Origin of the sequence: Staphylococcus sp. GDY8P45P (genome assembly GCF_017892745.1) — a bacterium.
In the GTDB taxonomy this organism is placed as follows: domain Bacteria; phylum Bacillota; class Bacilli; order Staphylococcales; family Staphylococcaceae; genus Staphylococcus; species Staphylococcus cohnii.
Map to the genome: position 1 here is coordinate 197986 of NZ_JAESLS010000005.1, position 14442 is coordinate 212427.

Here is a 14442-nt window from a genome sequence, read left to right on the forward strand (position 1 = left end):
AATCGAATTAGACATGATATTATAAAGTGGCTAATAAATGGAGTGATAATTGTATGAATATTGTATCTAGAACAAGTTTAGTTATATATTTAAAACATATGAAACACGAACGCCAAATTAGAAAATTTGGACATATTGTCAGTACGAATAAGCTACAACGCTATGTTATTATGTATATAAATGAAGAAGAAGCGGACACAATTGTAGATAAACTTATGAACTTAAAATATGTAAAACATATTGCAGGTTCTCCTTATAAATATCTTAAAAAGGAATATCCCAAAGAACAACATGAATTTTCTTGATTATATGATACTTAAATAAATTTTTAATTAACAAGCAAAGTCACTTTAGATTTAAATATAGCTACGTGACTTTGTTTTATTTACTATTATTGTAATGGTGGTATCCATCTTTGAAGTCGCAATACACTGATTAGATAATTGAAATAAATATTGTTGGAATGAAAATGCTCAGGTGGTTGCACATCAATTTCTTTTACATCAATGTTGAAACGTGTTGCTTGTTCATTAATTAAATCGAATTTTTTGTTTGAATGAGGATATGGATATTTAACCGCATTTACCATAATATACATCGCTTGGAAATGTTTACCATGTGTAGGTTTCATAATAATCGCCACTGAAGATAATTGTTTATCAAAAGTAGGGGTGTGGAAATAAACGATATGCTCAATTCTTGCATGATTGTATTCAATAAGTGTTGTAAATTCAAATAAGTCTGTAAGGCCTTCGCCCAATTGTATAAATGCTTGTTTCATTTTGCCCCTCCTTTCATGCAGTATGTATTATATAAAAATAACTTAAAGAATGGAAGTGTTTCTCAATGAGAGTGATTTCTGGAATCCATAAAAGTAAACCATTAGAAAGTATGGAAGGCCGTAACACTCGGCCTACGATGGACAAAGTTAAGGAAGGTATTTTTAACAGCCTACATGAAGTATCAGGTATCGGGTTAGATTTATTTGCTGGAAGTGGTGCTTTGGGTATTGAAGCATTGTCTCGGGGAATGGAAAAAGTAATTTTTGTAGATCAAAATTTTAAAGCAATAAAAATCATCAAAGCGAACCTTCAACATTTAAACATCTCTGACCAAGCGGAAGTATATAAAAATAATGCGGATAGAGCCCTTAAAGCACTTTCAAAAAGAGCGATGCAATTTGATGTTATATTTTTAGACCCACCTTATGATAAAGGATTAATTGATGAAGCACTGGACGGAATTATAAAGTTTAATTTATTAAAAGAAAATGGTATTATCGTTTGTGAGTTCAATCATAAAGAAGAGATTGATACAAAATCATTTCATGTGATTAAAAGATATCATTATGGATTAACAGACACTTTGTTATTAGAAAAAGGAGATTAAAATGTCTACAACTAAAGCAGTGATTCCAGGAAGTTTTGATCCAATTACATATGGCCATATTGACATCATTGATAGGAGTGCCGATCGTTTCGATGAATTGCATATTTGTGTTTTGAAAAATAACAACAAGTCGGGGACCTTTTCAGTTGATGAGCGCATTGAATTAATAGAAGCATCTGTAAAACACCTTGATAATGTTACAGTACATCATTTTAATGGATTACTTGTAGATTTTTGTGATGAAATTGGTGCGCAAACAATTATTAGAGGATTAAGAGCTGTAAGTGATTTTGAATACGAATTGAGATTGACTTCAATGAACAAAAAGTTAAATAGTAATGTAGAAACTATGTACATGATGACAAGTACAAATTATTCCTTTATTAGTTCGAGTGTAGTGAAAGAAGTGGCTGCATATAAGGCTAATGTATCAGATTTTGTACCAGAACATGTTGAAAAAGCGTTGAATGAAAAATTCAAGAAATGATAAAGAACCACTTCCCAACTTGTTGGGTTAGTGGTTCTTATGCATGAGCTAAAGCTCAGGTAATCCTTAATACCACTTCCCAACTTGTTGGGTTAGTGGTTCTTATGCATTCAGCAGAATGAAAGAAAGTAAACGTTGCACACTTCACGGTGAACAATTGAAGATAAAAGGGTGATAATCATTAACTTTAACTCGAGTTTATTATTTAATAAATTAAAAGAAACGAAATCAGCATTTTCATTGAAAGATTTAAATATAGAAACCTGGAATCAAGATTATGAAGCTATCAATTTTATTTTTAATAACATCACTTTTAAAAGTAGATTAGCTAAAAAAACACCGAAGAAACACGGCTACTTTGTTGCAATATGGCATAAAAATAATCAAGGGAACAATGTACCTTTTACTTATGATGAAATAGCAGATAAATTAGTTGTTAATATTATAGAGGTGTACAAAAAGGACAATTCGTTTTTCAAAAAGAAATACTCATGCACAAGGGTATAATTAGTTCTGAAAATAAAAAAGGGAAAATGGCTTTTCGTGTTTATCCAAGTTGGGAAAATGATTTAAACAAAACTGCGCAGCTTAGTCAAAAATGGCAACTCGAATATTTTGTTGATTTGTCAAATGATGTTGATGAACAAAAGATAATTGAATTATATACATAGTGTTGACGCAAGATATCTAATATAAACATCCACTATTTTTTATTTCGTCTAATTGCGAACAATAAATGATACATAGGTATTTTTTGTAATGAAAAGTAAAGTGAAAGTGATTCAAACAATCTATTGTTTGAAATATAAATTGAAATACTATCATAATAAACGAGCCGAATACTAAAGTGTCCTACTATAAAAAGCCTGAGTATGAAATTTTTATAAATTCATGCTCAGGCTGATTATACTAGAAATGAAATTTTAAATGTTTTCGAGTAGTAATTATTCATTTTAAACGCGTAATACATGTGTATTAAAATCTGTTTCTGTACGATTAGAAAGCAAATTATAAATGTGTGTTGAATGGATTTCTTGCTCAAATAAATGCGCATTTTGTTGATTTAGTTGCGTAATGAAATGACGTTCTGGAAATTTTTTCTTTAAGTATTTTAAATATTGTTGACCTTTTGATGACATACCAAGGATATGCACTGCTTTTATGTCGTTATGTTTATGCTGGTGTTGAAAGTTTAGTAAAATATTCATTAATATACGTTGTATATGCGTATATGTATATCTCTTTGTTTTAATCAACGACATTAAATGCTCAAATGATGAGGCATATCTGATTTTATCTAATATGCGATTTTCTAATCCTTCGCTCATCGTATAGATATTTTTCAATGAATTTGTTGTATGACTTAAAATAGCATATTTAATATAAGGAAATGTATCTTCTACAGTCGCGTGTGGTTCTTGATAAAGCTGTTGTATTGAGTTAGGAACAACCGATTTCCATAGGTCATTTTGAGTTTGTAATGCATTGCGAATGGCAGTGCCACTAGCGAAATTTAAGTTTGAAATGTTGAAATTATGGTGATGACTATTTTCTCTTGATATCGTCCAAGGTTTGATATGTGGTGCTAACTTTTGAATTGCCCGCATATAAGAAATACCTAGTGTATTATTTGGAGAAGATAATAACGTATGATTGTTTAAAAGTTCACTTAATATTCTGGGATAACTTTTGCCTTCTTTTAGTTTCATTGAAAATTCAGATGTTTGTTCTATTTTAGAGATGTCTTTTTGCAATTCATGAAATGAATCGATATCACCTGATTCACTACCAAATGATAGATGATTTGCGTCAACATAACTTGCTATTTGGACAGCTGTTTCTGCAAAATATTGTCCTGCTGATAAAGCAGCTACTGCTGGCAATTCAATGACTAAATCGACAGCACTCAATGCCATTCGGGTGCGTATAAATTTATTATATATAGCTGGTTGCCCTCTCATAACAAAATTACCACTCATAATGGCTATTGATATTTCAGAATCGGTTATTGACTTTGATGTCTGGGCATGGTATAAGTGACCATTGTGGAAAGGATTATATTCAGTGACTAGTGCAACGCTTTTCATTTGCAATTCTCCCTTTCAGAATTCATTATAGATATTGTATCAGATTAATTTGTGTTAAGAAAAAATCTTGACAACTTTTATCTATAAAGTTAAAATAAATTTTGTGCTTGTTAGAGGTGAAGCCATATGAAATGGTCAATAACACAATTAAGAAAATTCCAAGATAAACCATTTGAGTTCCATCAAACGGTGAATTTTGATCATTTAGTAAAATCATTAGATTTAATAGATCTATCTGATATTGATGTTGAGGGTGAACTAACTGTCAAATCAAATGAAGTCATTGCAGATATGCATATAACTGGAACCTATACGATGGCATGTGCCCGTACGTTAGTACCAGTCGAAGTTCCTATTGATATAAAATCACAAGAAATTTTTGATTTAGAAGGTAACGAGTATATAAGTGATGACGAGGAAGATGAGCATTATCATGATGCCACAGACGGCATGATTAATCTAAAAGATATTGCTGAAGAACTTGTTATTATAGAAAAGCCAATGCGTGCTTTTGCAAATAATAGCGATCAGATGTTACGTGAAGGTAATGGTTGGGAAGTTATTGACGAGGAACAAGCGGTTGAGCTTGCTGAAGAAGAGGAAACTGAGCAAATCGATCCTAGGCTTCAAAAACTACAACAATTATATGACGAAGAGCAATAGCGGATTTAAATAATTTATAGTATAATAGATTATTGAGTCTGAAAATAATTTAGTAATGTATGAATATAAGGAGGATATATCATGGCAGTACCAAAAAGAAGAACGTCAAAAACAAGAAAAAATAAACGTCGTACTCATTTTAAAATTTCAGTACCTGGTATGACAGAATGCCCAAATTGTGGTGAATACAAATTATCTCACCGTGTTTGTAAGAACTGTGGTTCATACAAAGGTGAAGAAGTTGTATCTAAATAATTTCATTTATTTAAAGGCTAATGTATAGCCGAGATTAATCGTTCATTAATTATTCATATAATAATTTTTGAGCGATTTTTTATTTTATAATACTAATGCTATATACAATTGATGGGTTGTGTAAATGATGATTGAAATAAATGCACAAGTAATTTTAGAAAAAATAGAAAAAAGTGATAGCGAATGGTTATATAATCAGTTTAGTGATTATTTCCAAGAAATTTCTTCCTATCACGAATTAGAAAGATTATTGAAATCTTATAATACAATTAGGCATAAAAATATATTATATAAACACATACAACTCAATTATAAAGAAGAATACATATGGTTGGATGTAAAGCAAACATCTGGTATTAGTGTGACTTTAAATAAATATCATGAAATTATTGGTTTCGTTCTTATGCCTATCAACTTGGCAAACAGGCATAAAGAAACGAAATTAAGGTATACGATACCAGTTCTAAACAGTTGGTTTGTTTACGCTGGCGGAGAAAATGAACTTTTAAACCATCATTACTCATACAAAAATCAAAGTCATGCATTAGATTTAGTTTTTGTGAAGGATCATCTTACTTATCAGGGCAATCCTAATAGCTGTGAAAGTTATTATAGTTATGGTCAAAGTGTGATTGCACCAGCAAATGGCGTTGTAATAGACATTGTAGACGGAATACCAGATGCACCACCGGGTGAAAATAATATGAAACACCCTGAAGGGAATTACATCATAATTAAACATACAAGCAAAGAGTATAGTATGATAGCACATCTTAAACCAGACACATTTGAAGTGAATGTTGGAGATTATATAAGACGTGGGCAATTAATTGCACGAGTAGGAAATTCGGGTAACACAATGGAACCGCACATACATTTTCAAATTATGAATCAAAGCAACCCACAATTCGCCAAAACTTATAAGATTAGGTTACTAGATAACGTTTTGCCTGAAAAAGGTGATATGGTAAGTTATAGTGGAGACAGTATTATTATAGAAAATCAATTTGACTTAGCTAGAAGATGTAAGCAATTAAGTTCTAATATTAGGCATATATTTAAAAATTGAAATAAAGAGGCTATATTATGGAAATGATAACTTCTGCACAAAATAATAAAATTAAAAGTGCAAATAAATTAAAAAAGAAACGTGAAAGAGATAAAACAGGTCATGTACTTATCGAAGGTGTACACTTAATTGATGAAGCATATAAGAGTAATATAAAAATATTACAATTATTCGCAATTGATATCGATAGACTAGATGAGCAATTAGTGAATGATGCAGAAGAAGTATATGAAATAAATATAAAAGTTGCGGAGTCATTGTCTGGTACGGTAACACCACAAGGATTCTTTGCGATTATAGAAAAAGTACATTATGAGGAACGCGCATACCAGCAAGTACTACTGTTAGATCGTATCCAAGATCCAGGTAATATGGGGACATTAATACGTACTGCGGATGCGGCAGGTATTGATTTAATCGTGCTAGAAAAAGGAACCGCAGATCCATATCAAGATAAAGTACTACGTGCAAGTCAAGGTAGTGTTTTTCATATTCCTATTATCACTAGAGATTTAAGTGAATTTATAGATGGTTTTAATGGAAATGTTTATGGTACAGCATTAGAGAACGCTATCCCTTATAATCAAATGGAACATCAAGAAAAATTTGCGCTGCTCCTTGGAAATGAGGGAGAAGGTGTCCACCCTAATTTATTAACACAAACGACTCAGAATTTAAACATTCCCATATATGGGCAAGCCGAAAGTTTAAATGTTGCCATAGCTGGTAGCATATTATTGTATCATCTCAAAGGTTGACCCTTTGAATGAACTTCGTATATAATACAAATATCAATGAAAAATATTAACCTATAAAAAGACGTAAACTAATTGAGACAGTTGTTCAAGGGAGATTATTCATAGACTGAAAGATAATCCGCTGTAATTGGTTTTTTTCATCTTTTTGGTTACTTAAAGAAATTTAAGTCGGAAATCATTTCCGTTATCAAAGATTACAAGTGTATGCGTGTGCATAAATTTGGGTGGTACCACGGAAAGCTTTCGTCCCAGTTTTAAGGGATGAAAGCTTTTTTGTATGCATTTATTGTTTATTTGAAAATATAGATCTTAAATAGGAGGCAAAGTATGGCACAAACAGAGGCAATGTCTGAGATTAAACAACAAGCATTAGTTGATATAAATGAAGCTCAAAATGAAAAAGAGTTACAAGATGTCAAAGTCAAATATCTAGGTAAAAAAGGTTCTGTGACTGGTTTGATGAAACATATGAAAGAATTATCAAACGAAGAGAAACCAGCATATGGCCAAAAAGTAAATGAAGTGAGACAAACGATCGAGGGTGAGATTGAATCCCGTCGAGAGGTTTTAGCAAATGCAAAATTAGAACAACAGTTAAAAGAAGAAAAAATTGATGTAACGTTGCCTAGCCGTAAAATTTCAATAGGTGCTAAGCATCCTTTAACAAGAACGATTGAAGAAATTGAAGATTTATTTTTAGGATTGGGCTATGAAATTGTTGATGGATATGAAGTTGAAAAAGATTATTACAATTTTGAAGCATTAAATTTACCAAAATCTCACCCAGCGAGAGATATGCAAGATAGTTTTTATATTACAGAAGATATTTTAATGCGCACACATACGTCACCAGTTCAAGCGAGAACAATGGAACAACGTAATGGTCAAGGACCAGTGAAAATATTATGTCCCGGTAAAGTTTATAGACGTGATTCTGACGATGCAACACACAGTCATCAATTTACGCAAATTGAAGGTTTAGTTGTAGACGAAAATATTCAAATGAGTGATTTGAAAGGGACATTAGAGTTGTTAGCCAAACAATTATTTGGTGAAGACAGAGAAATTCGTCTTCGTCCAAGTTACTTCCCATTTACTGAACCATCTGTAGAAGTTGATGTTTCTTGTTTTAAATGTGGTGGCGAGGGATGCAATGTCTGTAAACAAACGGGTTGGATAGAAATTTTAGGGGCAGGTATGGTTCACCCGAATGTACTAGAAATGGCTGGATTTGATGCAACGAAATATACAGGATTTGCTTTTGGTATGGGACCAGATAGAATTGCGATGCTCAAGTATGGTATTGAAGATATACGTCATTTCTATACGAATGATGTGCGTTTCTTAGACCAATTTAAAGCAGTAGAAGATAGAGGTGAGTTATAATGTTTATTTCAAAAGAATGGTTAGAGACATTTGTAGAAATTAATCAACCTGTCAATGTTCTAGCAGAAAAAATTACACGCACAGGTATTGAAGTAGATGATATTATTGATTACACAAAAGACATTAAAAATTTAGTGGTTGGATATATTCAATCTAAAGCACCGCATCCAGATGCAGATAAACTAAGTTTATGTCAAGTTGATATAGGTGAAGAAGCACCAGTGCAAATTGTTTGTGGTGCACCTAATGTAGATGCAGGGCAGAGTGTCATTGTGGCAACTGTAGGTGGACGTTTACCTGGGGGAATAAAAATCAAAAGAGCAAAATTACGAGGTGAACGTTCAGAAGGAATGATTTGTTCATTACAAGAAATTGGTATTTCCTCAAATCTAGTTCCTAAACAATTTGAAGAAGGTATATATGTATTTACCTCAGATGTCAAACCTGGAACAGACGCCCTTACGGCTTTATATTTAAATGATCAAGTTATGGAATTTGATTTAACACCAAATAGAGCAGATGCATTAAGTATGATAGGTACAGCTTATGAAACAGCTGCACTTTATAATATGCCATTGAAAAAACCAGAAACACAATGCGAGACAACGAACGAACAAGCCACTGATGAATTAAGTATTAGTGTTCAAAACCAAGACAAGGTACCATACTACAGTGCTAGAATAGTGAAAAATGTTAAAATCCAACCATCACCAGAATGGATGCAAATGAGATTGATTAAAGCAGGTATTCGACCAATAAATAATGTTGTAGATATTTCAAATTATGTATTATTAGAATATGGTCAACCACTGCATATGTTTGATAAAGACCACATCGGCTCTGATCAAATAGAAGTGCGCCAAGCCAAAGCAGAAGAAAAAATGACAACACTAGATGATCAAGAGAGAACATTAAAAGAAAGTGATATTGTTATTACTAATGGTGATAGTCCTATTGCAATTGCTGGTGTTATGGGCGGCGATTTCTCAGAAGTGACTGAAAATACCACAAATGTCATCATCGAAGGTGCAATTTTCGACCCAGTTTCAATTAGACACACTTCCCGACGTTTAAATTTGCGTAGTGAAGCTTCAAGTCGATTTGAAAAGGGTATTGCAACAGAATTTGTAGACGAAGCGGTAGACAGAGCTTGTTATTTGCTACAACAATATGCGAGTGGAACGGTGGTACAAGATCGTGTAGCTGCAGGCGACCTTGGCCAATTTGTTACTCCAATTGAAATTACTGTTGAAAAAGTAAACAAAACGATTGGTTTTGATTTATCGAGAGAAGAAATTGAAGCGATTTTTGTTCAACTAGGCTTTGAAACAACACTAGAAGGTAATTCATTGACAGTAATGGTTCCGTCTCGTCGTAAAGATATTACAATCAAAGAAGACCTAATCGAAGAAATTGCTCGAATATATGGTTATGATGAAATTCCTTCAACGTTACCTGTGTTTGAACATGTAACACCGGGTACATTAAATGATAGACAAGCAAAAACAAGAATAGTAAAAGCGACATTAGAAGGTGCCGGTTTAAGCCAAGCGATTAATTACTCACTTGTAGATAAAGCACGTGCAACTGATTTTGCACTGCAAGATCGCTCAACGATATCATTGCTGATGCCTATGAGTGAAGCACATGCTACTTTGAGACAGAGTTTGATTCCTCATCTCATTGATGATGTGTCTTATAATGTAGCTCGAAGTAATCATCATGTTGCGCTATATGAATTAGGGCGTGTATTCTTCGGCAATGAGGAAGATCAATTGCCAGACGAGGTAGAATATTTAAGCGGTATATTAACAGGAGATTATGCTGTTAATACTTGGCAAAGTAAAAAGGAAGCAATTGATTTCTTTGTAGCAAAAGGTATCGTTGAACGTATTGCAGAAATTTTAGACATTCAATTTGAATATGAAGCTGGTGAAATAACTGGATTACACCCTGGTAGAACTGCATTGGTTAAATTAAATAATGAAATCGTTGGATTCGTAGGGGAGTTACATCCGCAAACTGAAAATGATTATGATTTAAAACAAACTTATGTATTTGAACTTAATTACGATAAGTTGATGTTAGTTTCAGTAGGTTACATTAATTATCAACCAATACCAAGATTCCCTGGTGTATCAAGAGATATTGCACTAGTCATTAATCGTGCAACGCCATCAGCCCAAATCGTTAATGTGATTAAAAATAACGGTGGCGACATTTTACAAAAAACGGAAGTCTTTGACGTTTATGAAGGTGAACATGTGGCAGAAGATGAAAAATCAATTGCACTTCGTTTATCATATTTAGATACAAAACAAACACTTACAGATGATAAAGTAAATGAAGTACATGATCGTATTTTAGAAGCCTTACAAGCAGAAGGTGCAACGATTAGATAATATAATAAAGCCTTGAATCTATGTCGCATGTTGCGATGATTCAAGGCTTTATTTTGCATTAGTAACGTTATGATTTACAAAAAAGCGTTTATTGTTGCTTTTTATTTATTAAATTTAAAGCTTTTGTTCTGTTAGCAAAATGTTTTTTGGTCATGGTATCTAAATAATGGACACCTTTTTTATCAATGATTTTTGCAGCGGCCAAATCCACTTTATTACTGGCGCCTTTAGGTAATTTAACTTTTGCGTATTTTGAAAGTTGATCCATATTTTTCACAAAGGCATAACGTGAAATAATACTAGCGGCAGCAATTGCTATGGATTTTGATTCACCTTTCGTTTCAAATTTTGTCTTATTTTCAAACGGCAGTTCGCCAAGTGCATATCTTTTATATACGCCAGGTTCAGCAAATTGATCAATAACGATATAGTCAAGTTCGTCTGTGTCAATTTTTGCAACGACATTTTTAATTGCTTCGTTATGCAAAACTGCTTTCATTTTAACTTGAGACCAACCGGCTTTTTGTTTCTCGTTGTATTTTTCATTATGCATTGTTAATAAAGAATGTGGGATGAAAGTTATAATTTGTTCAGCAATTTCTATAATTTTAGGGTCAGTAAGTCTTTTAGAGTCGTCTACTCCAAGTGTTTTTAAGATTTGAGCGTCTTTTTCTGATACATAAGCTGCACAAACTGTTAGTGGTCCAAAGTAATCACCGCTGCCTGCCTCGTCACTACCGATACATTGAAATTGATTATAGGAGATGTGCTGTTTAGTTTGTTTGGTACTACCATGTTTTGTTTTGTTTTTGGGAGATGCTGATTTATTAGGTAATATAGCGTTTGCTACAGCTTCAGCATCTTTACCTTGAAACATTACTTTATTAGAATTATATATCGTAATCGCAGTATTGCGATGCTTTGTACGTGCTTTCATACCTTGTGAAAGATTAGTTGTATCAAAATTGATTTTAGTCATTAATTGTTGTATCTCTGAATTTGTTAATTTATGTACTATATTAGTCATTTAGTGACCTCTCTTTGTTCGTATAACGTATTTTAAAATTTAACAATGCATATCATATCATAAATTTAAATAAGTAAGCTATTTATGATATAACTAGCAATATGACTTTAATGAATGTGAATTAAAACCATTGTTTTATAATCATTAAATATTTCAAATAGAACAATTCCCACCTCTTACAAAAAAATATCTTGTCGTGTATAATAGTTCGTAATAAATATTATAAATTACCAACATATAAATATAAATAAAGTAAAACATTTAGATTAGAAATAAAATACAGAAGTCAGGAGTTATTATATGGGTGAGTTTAAAAATCGGATTAATGTAACTATAAATGATCAACATTATACAATCGTTGGAGAAGATAATCCTGAGCATATCCGTTATGTAGCACATTTGGTAGATGAAAGACTCAAAGAGTTAGCAAGTAAAAGTGCGGGTTTAGACACAACTAGAAAAGCCATTCTTACTGCAGTTAATATCATGCATGAAAAAGTCCAAGTAGAAGAAGAAAATGATCGTTTAAGACAAGAAATAAATCAATTGAAACATAGTGAAGATTAATGATTATTGATATAGTGATAGCTGTCATCTTTATATATATTGGCATCATTGGCTTTAGAAGAGGCGTGTGGTTATCAGCTATACATTTGAGCGCAACAATTTTTGCTTTGTGGATGGCTCAACGATATTATTTACAAATAGCACGACGCTTGGAGTTATTTGTCCCATATCCAAAGACACGTGCTTACGATATGAATTTTGCATTTCAATTTGATAATTTGCAACAACGTTTTGAGCATATTGTCGCCTTTGTAACGATTGCTCTGATTACAAAAGTAATATGTTATGGCATTATTGTTATATTTGATTATACGCTTAAACAAAAGCTACCAAATATTACGAGCAGACTATGTGGTATGATTTTAAGTGTTATTCCATCGTTAATCATTAATGCTATTTTGTTATATAGTTGTGCAATTTATCCTAATGTGACGATACAACAACAACTTTCTCATTCGATTATAACAGAACATATATTATTACATATTCCATTTATCTCAATGTTTATCACACAACTATAAAGATATTGATGTGAAATTTATAGATTTAAAAAACTAGGGGGTCAAGGCATAACTGAAATACCAAAATAGTTTGGTGATGCTGTCTTGGCCTTTTTCTATGGAGTGAAACAAATGACTAAAAAAGAAATTATTCAATTATTAGAAAAAATTGCGGTGTATATGGAAATAAAAGGCGAAAACACATTCAAAATTTCAGCTTATAGAAAAGCAGCTCAAAGTTTAGAAATAGATGAACGGCCTTTAGACCAAATCGAAGATGTTACAGAATTAAAAGGGATTGGTAAGGGTGTAGGAGACGTAATCAATGAATATAGAGAAACAGGTAATTCTACGACTTTAGCAACATTACAAGAAGAGGTGCCAGAAGGGTTAATTCCTTTGCTTAAAATACAAGGTCTCGGTAGCAAAAAAATAGCGAAATTATATAAAGCACTTAATATTGATGGGAAAGAAGCGTTGCAAAAAGCATGTGAAGAAGGAAAAGTAAGTGAATTAAGTGGATTCGCTAAGAAAACTGAAAAGAATATTCTTGAAGCAGTAAAAGCATTAGGAGCAAAAAAAGAGCGTTATCCAATTGATCAAATGAGAGGACTAAATATAGAAATTAGTGATTATTTATCATCGATTGAGACGGTAGAAAAATATGAAGTTGCAGGGAGTTTCCGTCGCTTTAAAGAAATGAGTAAAGACTTAGATTATATTATAAGCACGAATCAACCTTTAGAAGTTCAAAAAGCTTTATTAAAAATTCCCAATAAGGTTAAAGAAGTGGCAGTTGGAGCAACAAAAGTGTCATTAGAGTTAACTTATGATGACGAAACTATTGGCGTAGATTTTAGATTAATCGAGCCATCTGCTTTTTACCATACACTACAGCATTTTACAGGTTCAAAAGATCATAATATTCGAATCCGTCAATTGGCAAAAGAAAACAATGAAAAAGTTAGTGAATATGGTATAGAAAAAGAGAACGGCGCACTAATTCAATATAGCAGTGAACAAGAGATTTATAATCACTTTGGAGTGAATTGGATTGAACCTGCACTACGTGAAGATGGTAGCGAATTTGACAAAGACTTAACAGATATTATCAATATCAATGATATCAATGGTGATATTCATATGCATACAACATATAGTGATGGTGCTTTTAGTATTGAAGATATGATTGAAGCAAACATCGCAAAAGGTTATCAGTTTATGGTTATTACAGATCATTCTCAAAGTTTAAAAGTCGCCAATGGACTTTCTGTTGAGCGGTTGTTGCGACAAAATGAAGAGATTAAAGCGTTAAACGAAAAATATGATGAAATTGATATATATTCAGGCATTGAAATGGACATTTTACCTGATGGCCGTTTAGACTATGATGATGAAATATTAGCACAGTTAGATTATGTCATCGCAGCGATACATCAAAGTTTCAACCAATCTCAAGAAGATATTATGTATCGACTAGAACAAGCATGTCGTAATCCTTATGTCCGTCATATTGCACATCCAACAGGACGTATCATAGGTAAACGTGCAGGTTATGAACCTGATATTGATAAATTATGTGAAATCGCAGAAGAAACAAATACTATTTTAGAAATCAATGCGAACCCTAAACGCTTAGATTTAAATGCAGATATCGTTAAAAAACATCCTAATGTTAAATTAACGATTAATACTGATGCTCATCACGTAGATCACTTAGAATTTATGAAATATGGTATAGCTACTGCACAAAAAGGTTTTGTAAAAAAAGAAAGCGTGATTAATACAATGGATAGAGCATCCTTTAAAACATTTATTGAAAATAATATAAAATTGAAGAAATAGAGGGATT

At 32.3% G+C, this 14442-nt stretch carries 15 protein-coding genes and 1 pseudogene; 13 read left to right on the top strand and 3 right to left on the bottom strand.

Annotated features, from left to right (window positions below):
• Window positions 1–53: 53 nt before the first annotated feature.
• Window positions 54–305 carry a YlbG family protein gene (locus KA873_RS04435; RefSeq protein ID WP_107384379.1) on the top strand — a complete coding sequence of 84 codons (252 nt, stop codon included), beginning with the start codon at window positions 54–56 and terminating at the stop codon, window positions 303–305.
• An 86-nt stretch (window positions 306–391) separates the two neighbouring features.
• On the opposite strand, the gene KA873_RS04440 is transcribed toward KA873_RS04435, so the two are convergent.
• The gene (locus tag KA873_RS04440; RefSeq protein ID WP_107384380.1) at window positions 392–781 is read right to left on the bottom strand and encodes a DUF7147 family protein; all 390 of its coding nucleotides are present in this window, start codon (window positions 779–781) and stop codon (window positions 392–394) included.
• Between the two features lie 65 nt (window positions 782–846).
• Here KA873_RS04440 and rsmD point away from each other — a divergent pair, with 65 nt between their 5' ends.
• From rsmD to KA873_RS04455, 3 genes and pseudogenes are all read left to right on the top strand, one after another.
• Window positions 847–1389 carry a 16S rRNA (guanine(966)-N(2))-methyltransferase RsmD gene (gene rsmD, locus KA873_RS04445; protein ID WP_107384381.1) on the top strand — a complete coding sequence of 181 codons (543 nt, stop codon included), beginning with the start codon at window positions 847–849 and terminating at the stop codon, window positions 1387–1389.
• Window position 1390: 1 nt separating this feature from the next.
• Complete coding sequence (coaD, locus tag KA873_RS04450; protein ID WP_019469279.1) at window positions 1391–1876, top strand: pantetheine-phosphate adenylyltransferase; 486 nt, start codon at window positions 1391–1393, stop codon at window positions 1874–1876.
• Between the two features lie 171 nt (window positions 1877–2047).
• A pseudogene (locus tag KA873_RS04455) lies at window positions 2048–2547 on the top strand (MepB family protein).
• Between the two features lie 282 nt (window positions 2548–2829).
• Here the strand turns inward: KA873_RS04455 and KA873_RS04460 are convergent.
• On the bottom strand, window positions 2830–3963 hold the full coding sequence (locus KA873_RS04460; RefSeq protein WP_210140174.1) for a nucleotidyltransferase: 1134 nt from the start codon (window positions 3961–3963) through the stop codon (window positions 2830–2832).
• 126 nt (window positions 3964–4089) lie between these two features.
• On the opposite strand from KA873_RS04460, the gene KA873_RS04465 reads away from it, so the two are divergent.
• From KA873_RS04465 to pheT, 6 genes are all read left to right on the top strand, one after another.
• Window positions 4090–4626 (top strand): YceD family protein, encoded by a 537-nt coding sequence (locus KA873_RS04465; protein WP_107384385.1) that lies wholly within the window; start codon window positions 4090–4092, stop codon window positions 4624–4626.
• Between the two features lie 81 nt (window positions 4627–4707).
• On the top strand, window positions 4708–4881 hold the full coding sequence (gene rpmF, locus KA873_RS04470; protein ID WP_019469283.1) for a 50S ribosomal protein L32: 174 nt from the start codon (window positions 4708–4710) through the stop codon (window positions 4879–4881).
• Window positions 4882–5005: 124 nt separating this feature from the next.
• Window positions 5006–5950, top strand: coding sequence for a M23 family metallopeptidase (locus tag KA873_RS04475; protein ID WP_107504534.1), 945 nt, complete (start codon window positions 5006–5008; stop codon window positions 5948–5950).
• 17 nt (window positions 5951–5967) lie between these two features.
• Window positions 5968–6708: a TrmH family RNA methyltransferase gene (locus KA873_RS04480; RefSeq protein ID WP_107504533.1), complete on the top strand. Its 741-nt coding sequence runs from the start codon at window positions 5968–5970 to the stop codon at window positions 6706–6708.
• Window positions 6709–7035: 327 nt separating this feature from the next.
• A complete protein-coding gene (gene pheS / locus KA873_RS04485) occupies window positions 7036–8094 on the top strand; it encodes a phenylalanine--tRNA ligase subunit alpha (protein ID WP_107386411.1) in 1059 nt (352 codons plus the stop codon).
• Window positions 8094–10496 (top strand): phenylalanine--tRNA ligase subunit beta, encoded by a 2403-nt coding sequence (gene pheT, locus KA873_RS04490; RefSeq protein WP_107504532.1) that lies wholly within the window; start codon window positions 8094–8096, stop codon window positions 10494–10496. Before pheS ends, pheT begins: the two co-directional genes overlap by 1 nt.
• 88 nt (window positions 10497–10584) lie before the next feature.
• Here the strand turns inward: pheT and rnhC are convergent, their stop codons facing one another.
• Window positions 10585–11523 carry a ribonuclease HIII gene (rnhC, locus tag KA873_RS04495; RefSeq protein ID WP_107504531.1) on the bottom strand — a complete coding sequence of 313 codons (939 nt, stop codon included), beginning with the start codon at window positions 11521–11523 and terminating at the stop codon, window positions 10585–10587.
• Window positions 11524–11823: 300 nt separating this feature from the next.
• Here rnhC and zapA point away from each other — a divergent pair, with 300 nt between their 5' ends.
• The 3 genes from zapA to polX all read left to right on the top strand — a co-directional run bounded on the left by zapA (window position 11824) and on the right by polX (window position 14435).
• Window positions 11824–12090: a cell division protein ZapA gene (gene zapA, locus KA873_RS04500; RefSeq protein WP_019469289.1), complete on the top strand. Its 267-nt coding sequence runs from the start codon at window positions 11824–11826 to the stop codon at window positions 12088–12090.
• Window positions 12090–12611, top strand: coding sequence for a CvpA family protein (locus tag KA873_RS04505; RefSeq protein ID WP_107504530.1), 522 nt, complete (start codon window positions 12090–12092; stop codon window positions 12609–12611). The genes zapA and KA873_RS04505 overlap by 1 nt, the downstream gene beginning before the upstream one ends.
• A gap of 111 nt (window positions 12612–12722) precedes the next feature.
• Window positions 12723–14435 carry a DNA polymerase/3'-5' exonuclease PolX gene (polX, locus tag KA873_RS04510; protein ID WP_107504529.1) on the top strand — a complete coding sequence of 571 codons (1713 nt, stop codon included), beginning with the start codon at window positions 12723–12725 and terminating at the stop codon, window positions 14433–14435.
• Window positions 14436–14442 lie beyond the last annotated feature (7 nt).